Here is a 15,472-nt window from a genome sequence, read left to right on the forward strand (position 1 = left end):
TTGAACGTTCGTGCGGCTACTCGGCTGCCTTCGGCATCGCCAGCGCCTGCGCCGACCCGTCACGCAGGCGCTTGAGGAGGTCCGCCTCCTCGGCCTTTGCCGCCGTGAGATGGCGCTCCTTGACGTGGCCGAAGCCGCGGATCTTCTCGGGGATTGCGGCCAGCGCAACGCAGAGCGCATGGTTCTGCGGCGAGAGCTTGCCAAGGATCTCGGCGACCAGCGCCTCGTAATCTGCGATGAGCCGGCGCTCTGTCTTGCGTTCCTGGGTGTAGCCGAAGACGTCGAAGGCGGTGCCGCGCAGGCCCTTCAGCTTGGCCAGCAGGCCGAAGGCGCCCAGCATCCACGGCCCGAAGCTCATCTTCCGCGGCAGGCCGGTATTGGGATCGCGCTTGGCCAGGAGCGGCGGTGCGAGGTGGAATTCGAGGCGCAAGGGCTCACCCGAAGCGCTATCCTGCTCGAAGGTCGCGGCGAGCTGCTTGCGGAAGGCGCCGTCGCTGTAGAGCCGGGCGACCTCGTACTCGTCCTTGTAGGCCATCAGCTTGAAAAGATAGCGCGCGACGCTCTCGGCCAGTGCGCTCTGGCCGGGAAGCACGCCGGCCTCCTTGGCGCGGACCTTCTCGACGAGATCGCGATAGCGCGCCGCGTAGGCGGCGTTCTGGTAGCGGGTGAGGAAGTCGACGCGGCGGGCGACGATCTCGTCGAGGCTCTGCGAGAGCTGGCGGGCGTCCGTCGGCGCCTTGGCCTCGGCGAGCGCCGCGAGCAGGGCCGCCGGATCATGCGCGGAGCGGCGGCCGAGCTCGAAAGCCTGCTTGTTCATCGCCACGGCCTCGCCGTTGAGCTCGATCGCCCGCAGCAGCGATGCCCGCGAGAGCGGCACGCCGCCATGCTGCCAGGCATAGCCGAGCATGAACATGTTGGCGGCGATGGCATTGCCGAGGAATGAGACGGCTGCGGCCGTCGCATCGACGAGATGGGTGTTGTCACGCCCGGAAGCCGAGATGATCGCCCGCTTCAGGCGCTCGGTCGGCAGCGAGAAATCGGCGTTGCGGGTGAAATCGCCAGGCATGGATTCGGCGGTGTTGACCACGACGGTCGAGCGGCCCTGGCGGATCGCGCCCAGCACCTTCTTCGAACCGGTGACAGTGAGGTCGCAGCCGAGCACGAGATCGGCCTGGCCGGCCGCGACGCGGATGGCGTGGATCTCCTCCGGCGTCGGAGCGAGGCGGACATGGCTGAAGACCGCGCCGCCCTTCTGGGCGAGGCCGGCCATGTCGATCATGCCGCAGCCCTTGCCTTCGAGGTGGGCTGCCATGCCGAGGATCGCGCCGATGGTGACGACGCCCGTGCCGCCGACGCCGGTGACGACGACAGCGAAATTGCGGTCGAGCGCCGGCACCCTGGGCTCGGGCAGATCGCTTGCGCCGAGCGCGGAGGCATCGAGCGTGCGCGGCTCCGCCTTCTTCGGCCGCGCGCCATGCACGGTGACGAAGGAGGGGCAAAAGCCCTTCACGCAGGAGAAGTCCTTGTTGCAGTTCGACTGGTCGATCTGGCGCTTGCGGCCGAACTCGGTCTCGAGCGGCTGCACCGAGACGCAGTTCGACTTCACGCCGCAGTCGCCGCAGCCCTCGCAGACCAGCTCGTTGACGATGACGCGCTTGTCCGGATCGGGATAGGCGCCGCGCTTGCGCCGGCGGCGCTTCTCGGTGGCGCAGGTCTGGTCGTAAAGCAGCAGCGAGACGCCTGACGCGGTCGCAAGCTCGCGCTGGACGGCGTCGAGATCGTCGCGATGATGCAGGGTGGTTCCTGCAGGCCAGAGCGTGCCGGCCGGGTACTTGTCCGGATCGTCGGAGACCACGGCAATGCGCGAGACGCCCTCGGCCGCGACTTGGCGCGCCATCTGGTCGGGCGACAAATGCCCTTCCGCCTGCTGGCCGCCGGTCATTGCGACAGCGTCGTTGTAGAGCAGCTTGTAGGTGATGTTGACGCCGCTCGCGACGGCCCAGCGGATCGCGAGCGAGCCGGAATGGGTGTAGGTGCCGTCGCCGAGATTCTGGAAGACGTGGCCGCGCTTGGAGAACGGCGCTTCGCCGACCCAGTTGGCGCCTTCGCCGCCCATCTGGGTGAAGCCGGTGGTGTCGCGGTCCATCCACTGCACCATGTAATGGCAGCCGATGCCGGCATAGGCGCGCGAGCCCTCGGGCACGACGGTCGATGAGTTGTGCGGGCAGCCCGAGCAGAAATAGGGCGTGCGCTTGGCGACTTCGATCGCCTCGGCGAGCCGGCCCTGAGCGGCGGCGATCTCTTCCAGCCGAGCCCTGAGCGCAGGATCCTCTCGGTACTGCAGCAGGCGCGCGCCGAGCGCGATGGCGATGTCGTTGGGATCGAGCGCGCCATGGACCGGGAAGAGCCACTCGCCCTGCTCGTCCTTCTTGCCGATCACCATGGGCTGGTGCGCGGTGCCGTAGAGCTCCTCGCGCAGCTGGACCTCGATCAGCGAGCGCTTCTCCTCCACGACCATGACGAGGTCTAGTCCAGCGGCGAAGTCCTTCAGTTCCTGCGGATCGAGCGGCCAGGGGCAGGCGATCTTGAACAGGCGGATGCCGAGATCATTGGCGCGGACCTCGTCGAGGCCGAGCTCCTCCAGCGCCTGGCGCACGTCGAGATAGGATTTGCCGACGGTGATGATGCCGATGCGCGGCGTCTGCCCACCGGAGAGGATGGTCTGGTTGAGCTTGTTGGCGCGTAAGTAGGTGAGGATCGCGGCGCGCTTGTACAGGTGCAGGCGCTTTTCCTGGTCGAGGAAATCGAGCTCGCGGCGGATGCTGAGGCCGCCCGGCGGCATGACGAAATCATCGGGGATCGCGATGCTGACCCGGTCGACCGAGCCGTCGACCGAGGCGGTGGATTCGATGTTGTCCTTGACGCATTTCAGGCCGACCCAGACGCTGGCGAAGCGCGAGAGCGCAAAGCCGTGCAGGGAATAGTCCATGATCTCCTGAACGCCGGCCGGATTGAGGATCGGCATCATCCGGTCGACCAGGACGAACTCGGTCTGGTGAGCGTTGGTCGAGGATTCCGCGGTGTGGTCGTCGCCGAGCAGGCAGAGCACGCCGCCATGGCGCGAGGTGCCGGCCATGTTGCCATGGCGGAAGACGTCGCCGGTGCGGTCGACGCCGGGGCCCTTGCCGTACCAGAGCGAAAAGACGCCGTCATATTTGCCCTCGCCGGAGAGCTCGGCCTGCTGCGTGCCCCAGATCGCGGTGGCGGCGAGGTCCTCGTTGAGCCCGGGCTGGAAGACGATATTGGCGGGCTTGAGCTGCTTGGCGGCCCGCTGAAGCTGCTGGTCGAGCCCGCCGAGCGGCGAGCCGCGATAGCCGGAGACGAAGCCGGCGGTGTTCAGGCCCGCACGCCGGTCGCGTTCGTGCTGGACCAGCAGCATGCGGGCGATGGCCTGCGTGCCGGTCAGGAAGATCTGCTGCTTGGAAAGGTCGTATTTGTCGTCGAGCGCGACGGCTCTGAGCTCCGGCTCACTCGCCGCGTGGCCTTGCGAAGTCTGCTGCGTACCGGCCATGGCCGACCTCCCGACGATCGCGCTCAAATCGATTATAGGGACCGGTAGCGCCGGTCACCAATTCGTTATTATGTCAGCAAGGCTGTCATAACTGACGTGATATCGTCAAATCACCCTGGGGTGATTCCAGAGTGGCGGAGACCGCTCGCGCCGCGATTTGGCCGCCTTTGCGGGCGATGCCGGCAGGGCTCACGGCACGGGATTGCAAGGCTAGGCGCGCCAGGCGCGTTTTTGTATGAAAGCTCGGCCGGATTCGCCGCAGATTCGAGGAAATTGCCGCGTGCCGCGATACTCGACGCTCCTGACGCTGTTCGCAGCCATTTCGGCTTGGCTCGGCCTTGCCTTGCCGGCGCTGGCGCATCCGCACGTCTTCGTGACCTCGCGCACCGAGATTCTCTATGACGCCAGCGGCGCGGTGAAGGCATTGCGCCATCGCTGGAGCTTCGACGAGGCCTATTCGGCCTATATGGTCCAGGGCCTCGACAAGAACGGCGACGGCAAGATCACCCCGGACGAACTGACCGAGCTCGCCAAGGTGAACATGGAATCGCTGCCGGATGTCGGCTTCTTCACCATCGCCAAGGCGAACGGCAAGGTGCAGGAATTCGGCACGCCGGGCGAAGCCTCGCTCGCCTATGAGAACAAGATCCTGACACTGACCTATACGCTGCCGCTGAAGACCCCGGCGACCGCCAACCGCTCCTTCGGCATCGAGGTCGGCGACCCCACCTATTTCGTCGCCTTCGAGATCGGCGAGGAGGCCGATGCGGTGGCGACGCGCGATGCGCCCAAGGGCTGCATCGTCCGGATCATGCGCCCGCCCAAGCTCGATGCGGCGACGCAGCAGCGCCTGGCGCAGGAGGACATCACCGCAACGCCGGATATGAGCGCCTATCAGGTCACCACCAGGGCGCTGGTTGCATGTCCCTGAGCGCTCCCGCCGTGCCGGGCCTGCCGCTCTGGCCGCGCCGTTTGCTCGTTGTGCTGCTGGCGCTGGCGCTCGTCGCCGGCGCGCTCGGGCTGATCGCCTGGCTGGCCAGTCTCTATTTCCCGCCGCCGCCCCCGCCGCCGCGCAATCCGTTCGGCACGGCCTTGCCGCGCGAGGCGCTGCCGGCGACGACCGGCCTCGGCGCGGTCATCCTCGCCTGGCAGTCGAGCTTTTATCGCGAGCTGACGGCGACGCTTAAGGCGATCGCGCAATCGCCGGCGGCGCTGCCCGGGCTGCTCGGGCTCGCCTTCGCCTATGGCGTCTTCCATGCGGCCGGGCCCGGCCACGGCAAGGCGGTGATCTCCGGCTACATCGTCGCCGACAACCGCAGCCTGAAGCGTGGGCTGGCGCTCTCCTTCGCAGCGGCGCTGGTGCAGGCGCTGGTGGCGATCGGGCTGGTCGGGGCGCTGACGCTGGCGCTGAACGCGACGGCCAAGACCATGGCTTCGACCACCTGGGTGATCGAGCAGGGCAGCTTCGCGCTGGTCGCGATGGTCGGGCTCTACGTGCTCTGGCGCAAGGCTGGCAGCCTCGTCGCGCTCGGCGGCGGCGCGGCGCATGACCCTGCAACCTGCGACCACGTCCATATGCCTGGTGCCGACGAGGTCTCGCGCCTGCGCTCGTTCCGCGAGATGGCCGGCGTCGTGCTGGCGGCGGGCCTGCGTCCCTGCGCGGGTGCGCTGATCATCCTGGTCTTCGCCAATGCACAGGGCCTGCTCTGGGCCGGCATCGCCGCGACCTTCGCCATGGCGCTCGGCACGGCGCTGACCACCGGGGCGCTGGCGGCGCTGGCGGTGTTCTTCAAGTTCGCGGCCCTGCGCTTCGCCGGCGGCGGCTCGTTGAAGGGAGCTCGGATCATCGCCGGGCTCGAAGTGCTGGCGGCCGCCTTCGTCGCGGTGCTCGGCGCGGCGCTGTTCTTCGGCCTGTGGGCCGCAGGGCAGGGGAGTTAAGCCACCTTCTCCCCCTCGGGGGAGAAGGTCCCGGCAGGGGGATGAGGGCGCTTTGACTGGGCGAGCCAACCTTCCCTCATCCGTCAGCGCTTCGCGCTGCCACCTTCTCCCCCGAGGGGAGAAGGGAAACCTTCACTTCGCCTCGTAGATGAGCAGCGTCGACTTGTCGTCATCCGGCACAAAATAGGCGCGCACGCCTTCACCCGCTGGTTCGACCCAGAACGGGTTCTGCGTCATCGGCAGACCGGAGGGCGACCAGAGCTCGACCGGCATCTGGAAGACCGGGCGGTTGTCCTTGAGGTCGACGATCTCGAAGCCGCCGAGGCGGAAGACCGGCCCGTCCTTGCTGGCGCGGTAATTGTTGAGGCCGGAGCAGAGCATCCGGCCCATGCCGATAAAGTGGCAGTCCTGATAGTCGATGTAGAGCGCCGGATTGGCGACGCGCAGGCTCTCCGGCGCAGCGTCGGCGTTGGTGATCTTGCCGTCGGCGCCGAGCGGCCAGGCGTAGAAGCGGCGCGAGCCCCAGCTGACGCCGTGCAGCGACTTGCCGTCGGTATTGTGGACGATGCCGCCGACATGGTCCTTGAAGCGGAAGACCTCGGTCGCCTTCAGCGTCGCGGGGTCGACCTTGTAGATGATCGACTGGCTGTTCGGCCGGTATTCGGCGACGGGGACCCAGAGATCCCGGCCGTCGAAATCGATGCCGCCGGGATGGTAGATCGTGCCCTCGCCGAGCGTGACGCTGCCGAGAAGCTTGCCCTGCGCATCGACCTTGAAGAGATGGCCGGCGCCCTCGCCGGTGTCGCGGTCATAGCCGTCCTTCGGCTCGGCGTAGCGCGTCGTCGGCTTCCTGATCTCGACCGAGGAAATGAAGAAGGCGTCGCCGATCTTGACCATGCCCTGCGGGTGGTGGGTCGGGAACTGCAGCTCGATCGCCGCCTTTTGCGTCCATTGCGTCGCGCGCGTCAGCTTCGGAAGCAGCGTGTTGAGCGCGGGGTCGGCGGCCAGCGCCGTCGTCGCCAGCACCGTGGCGGCGAGCGCCATTATTGCAGTCCTCATCGCGATCCTCCTGCGGCAGCCCGGTTCTCGGGTGTTGCCGGGATAATCGCGCTTCGTGACGAGGATGCAAAGCTGCGTTCAGCGCAGCGGGTCGTTCTCCAGCAGGATCGGCTTGCCGTGCGGCGTCGCCTCGGCGGCGCGCTCCCAGGCGGCGGCGCGGGCATCGACGCTCGTCTGCGAGGCGAGGCCCTTCTCGATCAGGAGCTGTTCCAGCGCCTCGCACCAGCGCTCGTAATAGTCCGAGCCGTCGCGGCAGCCGCCATTGGCCAGCGCCTCACGGATCTCGGCGCCGAGCGCCTGCGCCCATTCATCGGCGCTGAAGACGCCGCGGTTCTGCAGGGCGACGACGAGGGCGAAGGCCTGGGCCTGCCAGGGCTCGGCGAAGACCGGCCCCTCGGCGTCGCGCGGAATCGGTGTGCCGGCGGCGAGCGCCTCTGCGAGAGCGGTATCAGGCCGGCTCAAGATAACTCTCCCAGGCCTCTATGCTGACGGTCGACGTCGGATCGGCATCGCGGCCCCAGAGCTCCGGGCCGGTGAAGACGACGGTGTAGAGCCATTGCGCCGTCTCGGGCGCGCCATGGGCGCCGGTGTCAGGGAAGACATGGCAGCCGGTGACGCGCTCGATGACGCCCTGCTTGCCGCGGGCATAGCGCGGCAGGCGGGTATGGTGCTGCGGGTGCATCACGATGGTGCGGACGGTGTCGCCGACCTTGAAGCGGGCTGGTGCAGCCGCCTCGCGCTCATAGGGGAAGCCGCGGCGCAGGACGGTGGGAACCTCCTCGCCCTTCAAGACACGCTTGGGTTCCCGGCGCGCGGTCCCGGCGACGCCTGAGGCCAGTTCCTCCTTGCTCAGGAAGCCGTGCTGGACCAGCACCTTGTCGAGCGCCGCCAGCCAGATCTGGTAATAGCTCGACGACAGGTATTGTGCCGGCGGCAGGCTTTCGCGCGCATGGCGGATGCCGTCGATCGTCCAGGCGCCCATCGCGCCGGCGGCGACGTTGATCGCCAGGACCTTCTTCTCCCAGTCGGCATGGAAGATCGGCTCGTCCTTCTCGGGCACGACCGGGCCGAAGCCCATCTGGCCGCCAAGGTCGTGGGCGCTGTTCATGGCTTATCCTCGGGGGAGGGCAGGCCGACGCCGATCATCGAGTCGCGGCTGACGATCGATGCCAGTTCGTCCTCGCTCCAGCCTTCGGTGCCTTCCGGCCGCATCGGGATAACGATGAAGCGGGTCTCGGCAGTCGAATCCCAGACGCGGATGCGCTGGCCTTCCGGCAGGGTCACGCCGAAATCGGCGAGCGCGCCGCGCGGGTCGATCACCGCCTTGGCGCGATAGGGCGGCGATTTGTACCAGACCGGCGGCAGTCCCAGCACCGGCCACGGATAGCAGGAGCACAGGGTGCAGACGATGAGGTTGTGCTCCTCGGGCGTGTTGAAGCAGGCGACGATGTGCTCGCCGCCACGCCCGCCATAGCCGAGCTCGGCGACGGCGGCGGTGCCGTCGGCCTTCAGGCGCGCGGCATAGGCCGGGTCGCTCCAGGCCTTGGCGACGACGCGTGCGCCGTTGCGCGGCCCGATCCTGGTCTCGTAGGTGTCGATGATCGCATCGAGCGCGCTCGGGTCGACATAGCCCTTCTCGACCATCAGCGATTCCAGCGCCTTCACCCGCGCTTCGATCGGGGTGAAGTGGTTGTCGTGGTCATGGTCATGATGATGGTGGTGGTCGTGGCCGCTCATCGGGCCCTCCTCGTCATGCCAGCCTGATCCGCGCCGCCCGCTCGAACTTCACGGCAAAGGCGACGAGCGATTTGTCCGAGCCCTTCGGCCCGATCAGCGACAAGCCCAGCGGCGCGTCGTCGCGATGGGCGACGGGGATCGAAATCTGCGGGAAGCCCGACAAGCCCGCAAGGCAGAGCAGACGCAGGGCACGGTTGCGGAAATCCTCGAGCTCGGGCTCGCCGGCGCTGACCAGCGGCGCGACATCGGGCACCGTCGGCAGCAACAGCACGCCATCCTTGCCGAGCAGCCTGGCGAGCTTCGCGCGGAAGGCCTTGCGCACGCTGTCGCCGCGGGCGACCTCGGCATCGCTGACCGCCTTGCCGAAGGCGAAGCGCTCGGCGACCCCCGGCCCGAGCGGCACGGCGTGGCGCTCGATCATCGCGCCGTCCGAAGCCCAAGCCTCACGGCCCTGGATCCAGCGGAAGGCCCAGTAGAGCGCGTCCATGTCGCTGACGGCGCGCACAGCCTCGGGCTGGCCGAGGATCGGCACGATCCGCTGCACGACATTGCGCAGGATGCGCTCAGCCTCGGGCACGGCCTGGGCGAAGAGGTCGTCGGCGAGCAGGAGGCGCGGCGCCTCCGGCAGCGTCACCTTGTCTTTGCCGAGAACGGCGTTGGCGGCGCGGGCGAAGACCTCGCTATCCCGGGCGAAGAAGCCGGCGGTGTCGAGGCTCTCGGCCAGCGGCCAGGCGCGCTTCAGCGAGAGCCGGCCATGCGTCGGACGGATGCCGAACAGGCCGCCATAGCTCGCCGGCGCCCGCACCGAGCCGCCGGTGTCGGAACCCAAGCCGATATCGGCGAGCCGTCCCGCGACCGCAGCCATCGAGCCGGAGGAGGAGCCGCCGGTGATGCGGTCAGGCGCAGCCGGATTCACAGGCGAGCCGAAATGAGCGTTCTTGCCGTTGAGCGAGAAGGCGAGCTCGTCGGTATGGGTCTTGCCGACGAAGCGGGCCCCGGCCTCCAGGAAGGCCTTCACGATTGGCGCCGTCTTGGTCTTGATCCCCGACTGCGCCAGCACGGTCGGAGAGCCCGCGCCGGTCGGATAGCCCTTGACGTCGAACAGGTCCTTGACCGCGAGCGTCAACCCGGCGAGCGGGCCTGAGGAAGCATGTTTCACCGGCGCTTCGGGGTAAGGCACGAAGCAGCGGAACGGGTCGTTCTCGATCATGGTTGTCTCAGATCTCCCCCAAGATCCTAATCAGATGCCGCGGGCGTCGCCGTCCGAGCGCGGGTCATGCGTCGCCTCGACATGCCCCTTCTGGTGCTTCACCAGCATGCCGGCATGGCCGAACTGGTCGGAATAGGCCTCGCTGTATTCCTCGACCGGGTGGCCGGCGGCGGTCAGCCTTGCCAGCAGCATCGGATCGAAGCGGTTCTCCAGCTTGAGCGAGATCGAGCCGGCGCCCCAGGTGCGGCCGAAGAGCCAGCGCGGCGCATCGACCGCGTCGGCGACGCCCTGGCCGAAGCGGTAGCGCGACAGGATCTGCGCCTGGAATTGCGGCTGGCCGTCGCCGCCCATCGCGCCGTAGCTGACGATGCGGCCATCGTCGAACCGGGCGAGCGGCGGGTTCAGCGTATGGAACGGCTTGCGGCCGGGCGTCAGTGGATTGAGCGCCTTCGCATCCAGCGAGAACGAGACGCCGCGGTTCTGCCAGTTGACCCCGGTCTTCGGCAGGACGCAGCCCGAGCCGTATTCCCAGTAGAGCGACTGGATATAGGACACCGCAAGGCCGGAGCCGTCGATCGCGCCCATCCAGATCGTGTCGCCCTCGCCGGGGCGGAACGGCCAGCTCGCGGCGCGCCTGCGGTCGATGCTGGCGGCCTCGCGTTCCAGGGCCGTCTCGGTCAATAGGCTCGCCGGGTCGACCGTCATGAAGGCGGGGTCGGTGATCACCTTGTCGCGGATGGCGAGCGCCCGCTTCACCGCCTCTACCAGCCCGTGATGATGGTCGAAGCTCTCCGGCCGGGTGACGCCGAGCTTCTCGAAGATGCCGAGGATCATCAGGGCGGTGAGCCCCTGCGTCGGCGGCGGGAAATTGTAGACGGTGAGGCCCGGCAGCTTCAGCGACAGCGCCTGCACAGCCCGGGCGCGGAAGGCTTCGAGATCGGCGCGGGTGATCGGCGCGCCGATCCGGCCGAGGTCCTCGGCGAGCTCGCGGCCGATGTCGCCGCGATAGAAATCGTCGAGCCCGGCATGGGCCAACTGCTCCAGCGTCGCGCCGAGCGCTGTGGGCTTGCGGCGCTCGCCGGCCTTCGGCCGTTCTCCGTTCGGCCAAAAGAAGTCGCTGAAGCCGGGCGCCGCCTTCACGGCATCGACTTCCTGCGGCCAGGTGCGCAGCTCCGACTCCGAGATGTCGTAACCCTCCGCGCCATGGCGGATGGCGTCGGTGAGCAAATCCTTCAGTGGTAGCCTGCCGCCGAGGCTGGCGGACAAAGCGAGTGCCGCCTGCCAGCCGCCGATCGCGCCGGCGACGGTGATCGCCGCATCCGGGCCGCGCGCCGGCAGGACGTCATGCCCCTTCTCGCGATAGCGCTCGATCGTGGCGAGGCTCCCCGCCGGACCACAGGCCTCGATCGCATGGACCTTGCCGCCGGGCTCGTGCACCAGCCAGAAGCCGTCGCCGCCGATCGCGTTCATATGGGGGTAGACGACTGCGATGGTCGCGGCCATGGCGACCATCGCCTCGATCGCATTGCCGCCCTCGGCTAGGATGGCGCGCCCGGCTTCGGATGCGAGGCGGTGGGGTGCGGCGACGGCGGCCGAGTTGAAAACCGGTGAATCGGGCATCAGGTTCTTTTCATTCAGGCAGGCGGGACCATATGCCGGTAGGCGCGATTTTGTTGCATGCCGACGCCGGCTAGGCTAGAGCACGTTCCGCAAAAGTGGGGACCACTTTTGCGATCAGAACATGCTCCAATCTATTGATTTGGCGCGAATTCTGGTCGTTCGCCCGTTCCGGGCGACCGGAATGCGCGCCGGCGGTCCGTGCATGGGTTCCGAGGGTAAAAGCATGGCGGCTGGCCGCACCAACTGGCGCAACGTGATCATGGTGGTCTCGCTCGCCATCCTGATAGCGGTCGAAATCTTTGGCGTCGCGCTGGCGTCAGGCTGGGCGCTCGCCGGCCTGTTCGAGCTCGGCCACGTCGTCGCCTATGTTCTGATGGGCCTGTTCTCGGTGCTTGCCGCCTATGGCCTTGTGAATTTCATGCGCCGGGTCGTGAAGATCGAGCGCCTGACCCATCGCGGCTGAGGTTCAGCCGCACGCCTTCATCACCACCGGGTCGGCATCTGCCGGCAGCAGTTCGTCGAGCGACCGGCAGCGACTCTCCACGCAGATCCGCCAGTCGGCGGTCGCGCTGGAGCGGCGCATCACCACGTCCGGCAGCGCGGGCAGGTTCGGTTTCCAGCGCCAGAAGCCCTCGACCAGTTTCGCGCCATCGGGCGGGTCCATGCCGGCGCCCGAGCCCTCGATGCGGGCCTCGGTTATGACGAGGCCCTCAGGCGTTTCCTGCCAGACTTCCTCCCACAGCGATTTCTGCACCGAATGCCGCCAGGACAGCGTGATCTCGCTCGCGCCGAGCGAAATCACCAGCGCGCCGGCGGCGAGGCAGATGCTCATGTCGCCGGGTGCGCGTCGGCTCTCGCCCGCCAGAGATGCTGGCCGATCATCGCGGCGGCGAGCGCAAAGCCGATCTCGTCGGTGAGCGGGACCGCCGCGACGAGGAAGGCGGCGGCGATGGCGGCGAGCGCCCTCTCCCACAGCGCAAGTGATCGCGAGAGATAGCCGACGAAGGCCGCACCCCAGAGCACCATGGCGAGCGTCGCCTTGATGGCGATGTAGGCGACGGCGAGCCAGTAGGACGCGCCGGAGAGGCCGGCGACCGGCTGCAGCATCAGCGTCGGGTCATAGACCGCCATATAGGGCACGACGAAGCCGGGCAGGGCGATCTTCACGGCCTGCACGCCGATCTTCATGCCGGAGACCTTGGCCATCGGCGCCGCCGCGAAGGCGGCGAGCGCCACTGGCGGGGTCAGGTCGGCCATGATGCCGAAATAGAAGACGAACATGTGGCTGACGATCAGCGGCACATCGAGCTGCAGCAGGATCGGCGCGGCGAGCGAGGAGGTGATGATATAGTTCGGGATGGTCGGGATGCCCATGCCGAGGATCAGGCTGAACACCATGGTCAGGATCAGGGCGAGGAACATCGAGTTCTTGCCGATGCCGATCAGCCAGGAGCCGAAGATGGTGCCGAGGCCGGTCAGGGTCATGGTGCCGATGACGATGCCGACGAGGGCGCAGGCGAGGCCGACCGGCAACGCCTGGCGGGCGCCATCGGCGAGCGCTTCGATGCAGCTCCGCAGGACTTCGCGGCCGGAGGCGCCGCGCAGCACGTTCCAGATCACCAGAGCGAGCACGACGAGCAGCACGGTCGCGATGCTGACGCTCATCGAGGCCGCGCAGATCAGGCCGAAGCCGACCCAGAAGACGACACGCAGGGCCGGTGTCGTCAGTCCGGCCGAGACGGCCAGAGCCAGGATCAGCGCGACGGTGAGCGCAAGGCCGATCGCCCCGGCGAAGAGCGGGGTGAAGCCGGCGAAGAGCAGCACGACCAGCACAAGCAGCGGCGCGATCAGGTACCAGTGCCGGCGCAGTTCCTCTCGGGCGCTCGGCAGTTCGGATTTCGGCAGGCCGCGCAGGCCGAGCTTGCCGGCCTCCAGATGCACCGCCCAGTAGCAGGCGGCGAAATAGAGCAGCGCCGGGATGATCGCCGCCTCGACGATCTTGGAATAGGGCACGTCGATCGTCTCGGCCATGATGAAGGCGACGGCGCCCATCACCGGCGGCATGATCTGGCCGCCCATGGACGAGGTCGCCTCGACGCCGCCGGCAAAGGCGCCGTTGAAGCCGGAGCGCTTCATCAGGGGAATGGTGAACTGGCCCGACGCCACGACATTGGCGACGCCCGAGCCGGAGACCGTGCCCATCAAGGCCGAGGAGGCGACGCAGACCTTGCCCGGCCCGCCCTGCTTGCCGCCGAACACCGCCATCGACAGGTCGTTGAAGAAGTCGATCACGCCGGCGCGTTCCATGAAGGCGCCAAACAGGATGAACAGGAAGATGAAGGTGGCGGAGACGGCGGTCGGGGTCGAGTAGAGCCCTTCCGTGCCGAAGGCCATCTGCTCGATGACCTGCTCCAGGCTGTAGCCACGATGGTCGTAAGGGGCGGGCAGGTAATTGCCGAACAGGCAGTAGGCGAGGAAGGTGCCGGCTACCAGCGGCAGGGCGATGCCCATGGCGCGCCAGACCAAGAGGAACAGCACGATCAGGGCGCTGATGCCGACGACCATGTCGGCATGGGTCAGCTCGCCCGCCCGGTTCACCAGCTCGTTGTAGTTCCACCAGTGATAGAGGCCGAGCGTAAAGCCGACGATGCCGACCGCCCACCAGAAGATGCGTGCCGGCGGCGAGGTCTCGTCGGCATTGGCGAGCAACCCGCAGGCGGTCAGGCAGAGGAAGCCGACATGGAGGGTGCGCAGCACCTGGTTCGGCAAGGTGCCGGTATAGAGCGAGACCAGCTCGAAGGCGCCGAACAGGGTGAGAAAGGCGAGGATCGCCTCGATGTTCGCCCTGCCCCGCGCGGCGCCGAGCAGGATCCAGACCAACCAGAGCGCAAAGGCGATGCGGATCAGCAGGATCGGGGTCAGCCAGGACAGCGACGGCACGATCCGGAAATCGAGCGGGATGCCGAAGGCGGTGACGATCTGGAAGGCGGAGAAGGCGACGGCGATCCAGAACAGCAGGCGGCCCTTCCAGCCTGTGCCGAAGGTCGCCGGCAGGCCGTGTTCCGGGTCATGCGGCACGGCCGGTGCGGTGCCGGCAGTGTCCGGCACGGCCAGGGGCCTGCTGGTTTCGTTGCTCATGCCTCTTCCCCGTCCCCGTCGCGCTTATGCGCGGTCGTTCTTTGATCGGCTAACGCAAGCGGGGCCGGTCGTCCGGCCCCGCTGATGGCGAATCTGCCAATAGGCTCAGGAACCGACCTTCAGGCCCTTTTCCTTGAAATAGCGCGCAGCGCCGGGGTGCAGCGGCAGCGGCATGCCTTCGAGCGCGCTCTCGAGCTTGATCGAGCGCGCGGCGGCATGGGCGGCGGCGAGGTCGGGCAGGCTGTCGAAGACGGCCTTGGTCATCTGGTAGACCGTCTCCTCCTTCACGCCCTCGTGGGTGACGAGGTAGTTGACGACGGCGGCGGCGGGCACCGCCGCAGTCTGGCCGGTATAGGTGTTGGCCGGGATCGAGACCTTGACGAAGGGCGGGCCGGCCTTGTCGACCACGGCGGCGGGCACCTCGACCACGGTGATTTCGACCGAGGTCGCGAGGTCGCGCAGCGAGGCGACGCCGAGGCCGGCCGATTGCAGGGTGGCGTCGAGCTGGCGGTTCTTCATGAGCTCGACCGATTCGGCGAAGGGCAGGTACTCGATCTTGCCGAGATCCTTGTAGGACATGCCGGCGGCCGCGAGGATGGCGCGGGCGTTGAGCTCGGTGCCGGATTTCGGCGCGCCGACCGAAAGCCGCTTGCCCTTGAGGTCGGCCAGGGTCTTGATGCCGCTGTCCTTCGAGGCGACGATCTGGACATAGTTCGGGTAGATCGCGGTGATGCCGCGCAGCTTCTTCAGCGGACTCTTGAAGCCGGCCTCCTCGTCGCCCTTCCAGGCCGCGTCGAGCGAATCGCCGAGGGTGAAGGCGATCTCGCCCTTGCCCTGCTGCAGCAATTGCAGGTTCTCGACCGAGGCCTTGGTCGCCTGAACGGTCGGGCGGACGTTCTGGATCTTCTCGCCGTAGATCTTCGAGAGCGCGACGCCGAGCGGGTAGTAGACGCCCGAGGTGCCGCCGGTCAGCACGTTGATGAAATCCTGCGCACGCGCCGCCATAGGCGTGGCGGCGAGGGTGAGCGCGGCAATACCGGCCAGGGCCCGGCGATGAAGCGAAATAGACATGAATCCTCCCGAGAGACGAAAGACCGCATCCCGGCTCTCAAGGCCGGCTGACGCTGTTGTAGGACGCTTGCGGGCAAAAAGGGAACCCGCGCCAATGGGATAAGAGGCCGGCGCGTCGCCTTTCCGCG

13 protein-coding genes are annotated in these 15,472 nt (G+C 67.8%); 3 read left to right on the top strand and 10 right to left on the bottom strand.

From position 1 onward, the window contains the following. Window positions 1-16: 16 nt before the first annotated feature. On the bottom strand, window positions 17-3,571 hold the full coding sequence (locus BMZ21_RS09705; RefSeq protein WP_091832631.1) for an indolepyruvate ferredoxin oxidoreductase family protein: 3,555 nt from the start codon (window positions 3,569-3,571) through the stop codon (window positions 17-19). Window positions 3,572-3,851: 280 nt separating this feature from the next. On the opposite strand from BMZ21_RS09705, the gene BMZ21_RS09710 reads away from it, so the two are divergent. Both BMZ21_RS09710 and BMZ21_RS09715 read left to right on the top strand, forming a co-directional pair. Beyond that, window positions 3,852-4,502 (top strand): DUF1007 family protein, encoded by a 651-nt coding sequence (locus BMZ21_RS09710; protein ID WP_158673247.1) that lies wholly within the window; start codon window positions 3,852-3,854, stop codon window positions 4,500-4,502. Next, window positions 4,493-5,509: a nickel/cobalt transporter gene (locus BMZ21_RS09715; protein WP_091832637.1), complete on the top strand. Its 1,017-nt coding sequence runs from the start codon at window positions 4,493-4,495 to the stop codon at window positions 5,507-5,509. Before BMZ21_RS09710 ends, BMZ21_RS09715 begins: the two co-directional genes overlap by 10 nt. Before the next feature lie 132 nt (window positions 5,510-5,641). Here BMZ21_RS09715 and BMZ21_RS09720 read toward each other — a convergent pair whose 3' ends face one another. From BMZ21_RS09720 to BMZ21_RS09745, 6 genes are all read right to left on the bottom strand, one after another. Continuing rightward, the gene (locus BMZ21_RS09720; RefSeq protein ID WP_208862255.1) at window positions 5,642-6,568 is read right to left on the bottom strand and encodes a DUF6454 family protein; all 927 of its coding nucleotides are present in this window, start codon (window positions 6,566-6,568) and stop codon (window positions 5,642-5,644) included. Window positions 6,569-6,646: 78 nt separating this feature from the next. Further along, window positions 6,647-7,030 carry a nitrile hydratase accessory protein gene (locus tag BMZ21_RS09725; protein ID WP_091832643.1) on the bottom strand — a complete coding sequence of 128 codons (384 nt, stop codon included), beginning with the start codon at window positions 7,028-7,030 and terminating at the stop codon, window positions 6,647-6,649. Beyond that, window positions 7,017-7,676: a nitrile hydratase subunit beta gene (gene nthB / locus BMZ21_RS09730; protein WP_091832646.1), complete on the bottom strand. Its 660-nt coding sequence runs from the start codon at window positions 7,674-7,676 to the stop codon at window positions 7,017-7,019. Before nthB ends, BMZ21_RS09725 begins: the two co-directional genes overlap by 14 nt. Beyond that, window positions 7,673-8,305 carry a nitrile hydratase subunit alpha gene (nthA, locus tag BMZ21_RS09735; protein WP_091832650.1) on the bottom strand — a complete coding sequence of 211 codons (633 nt, stop codon included), beginning with the start codon at window positions 8,303-8,305 and terminating at the stop codon, window positions 7,673-7,675. The genes nthB and nthA overlap by 4 nt, the downstream gene beginning before the upstream one ends. 13 nt (window positions 8,306-8,318) lie before the next feature. Next, a complete protein-coding gene (locus BMZ21_RS09740; RefSeq protein ID WP_091832653.1) occupies window positions 8,319-9,515 on the bottom strand; it encodes an amidase in 1,197 nt (398 codons plus the stop codon). 30 nt (window positions 9,516-9,545) lie between these two features. Then, complete coding sequence (locus BMZ21_RS09745; RefSeq protein WP_091832656.1) at window positions 9,546-11,135, bottom strand: gamma-glutamyltransferase family protein; 1,590 nt, start codon at window positions 11,133-11,135, stop codon at window positions 9,546-9,548. Between the two features lie 223 nt (window positions 11,136-11,358). Here BMZ21_RS09745 and BMZ21_RS09750 point away from each other — a divergent pair, with 223 nt between their 5' ends. Beyond that, complete coding sequence (locus tag BMZ21_RS09750) at window positions 11,359-11,598, top strand: hypothetical protein (RefSeq protein ID WP_091832659.1); 240 nt, start codon at window positions 11,359-11,361, stop codon at window positions 11,596-11,598. Window positions 11,599-11,601: 3 nt separating this feature from the next. On the opposite strand, the gene BMZ21_RS09755 is transcribed toward BMZ21_RS09750, so the two are convergent. The 3 genes from BMZ21_RS09755 to BMZ21_RS09765 all read right to left on the bottom strand — a co-directional run bounded on the left by BMZ21_RS09755 (window position 11,602) and on the right by BMZ21_RS09765 (window position 15,344). After that, window positions 11,602-11,967: a DUF1850 domain-containing protein gene (locus tag BMZ21_RS09755; protein WP_091832662.1), complete on the bottom strand. Its 366-nt coding sequence runs from the start codon at window positions 11,965-11,967 to the stop codon at window positions 11,602-11,604. Continuing rightward, complete coding sequence (locus BMZ21_RS09760) at window positions 11,964-14,273, bottom strand: TRAP transporter permease (RefSeq protein ID WP_091832665.1); 2,310 nt, start codon at window positions 14,271-14,273, stop codon at window positions 11,964-11,966. Before BMZ21_RS09760 ends, BMZ21_RS09755 begins: the two co-directional genes overlap by 4 nt. 105 nt (window positions 14,274-14,378) lie before the next feature. Next, the gene (locus BMZ21_RS09765) at window positions 14,379-15,344 is read right to left on the bottom strand and encodes a TAXI family TRAP transporter solute-binding subunit (RefSeq protein ID WP_091832668.1); all 966 of its coding nucleotides are present in this window, start codon (window positions 15,342-15,344) and stop codon (window positions 14,379-14,381) included. Window positions 15,345-15,472 lie beyond the last annotated feature (128 nt).

Source organism: Allobosea lupini (assembly GCF_900109525.1).
GTDB lineage: Bacteria > Pseudomonadota > Alphaproteobacteria > Rhizobiales > Beijerinckiaceae > Allobosea > Allobosea lupini.

Coding starts and splice junctions, on each gene's coding strand:
- BMZ21_RS09740 (WP_091832653.1), bottom strand. CDS start 9,515: ATGATCGAGAACGACCCGTTCCGCTGCTTCGTGCCTTACCCCGAAGCG.
- BMZ21_RS09760 (WP_091832665.1), bottom strand. CDS start 14,273: ATGAGCAACGAAACCAGCAGGCCCCTGGCCGTGCCGGACACTGCCGGC.
- BMZ21_RS09745 (WP_091832656.1), bottom strand. CDS start 11,135: ATGCCCGATTCACCGGTTTTCAACTCGGCCGCCGTCGCCGCACCCCAC.
- BMZ21_RS09705 (WP_091832631.1), bottom strand. CDS start 3,571: ATGGCCGGTACGCAGCAGACTTCGCAAGGCCACGCGGCGAGTGAGCCG.
- BMZ21_RS09755 (WP_091832662.1), bottom strand. CDS start 11,967: ATGAGCATCTGCCTCGCCGCCGGCGCGCTGGTGATTTCGCTCGGCGCG.
- nthA (WP_091832650.1), bottom strand. CDS start 8,305: ATGAGCGGCCACGACCACCACCATCATCATGACCATGACCACGACAAC.
- BMZ21_RS09720 (WP_208862255.1), bottom strand. CDS start 6,568: ATGAGGACTGCAATAATGGCGCTCGCCGCCACGGTGCTGGCGACGACG.
- nthB (WP_091832646.1), bottom strand. CDS start 7,676: ATGAACAGCGCCCACGACCTTGGCGGCCAGATGGGCTTCGGCCCGGTC.
- BMZ21_RS09765 (WP_091832668.1), bottom strand. CDS start 15,344: ATGTCTATTTCGCTTCATCGCCGGGCCCTGGCCGGTATTGCCGCGCTC.
- BMZ21_RS09750 (WP_091832659.1), top strand. CDS start 11,359: ATGGCGGCTGGCCGCACCAACTGGCGCAACGTGATCATGGTGGTCTCG.
- BMZ21_RS09715 (WP_091832637.1), top strand. CDS start 4,493: ATGTCCCTGAGCGCTCCCGCCGTGCCGGGCCTGCCGCTCTGGCCGCGC.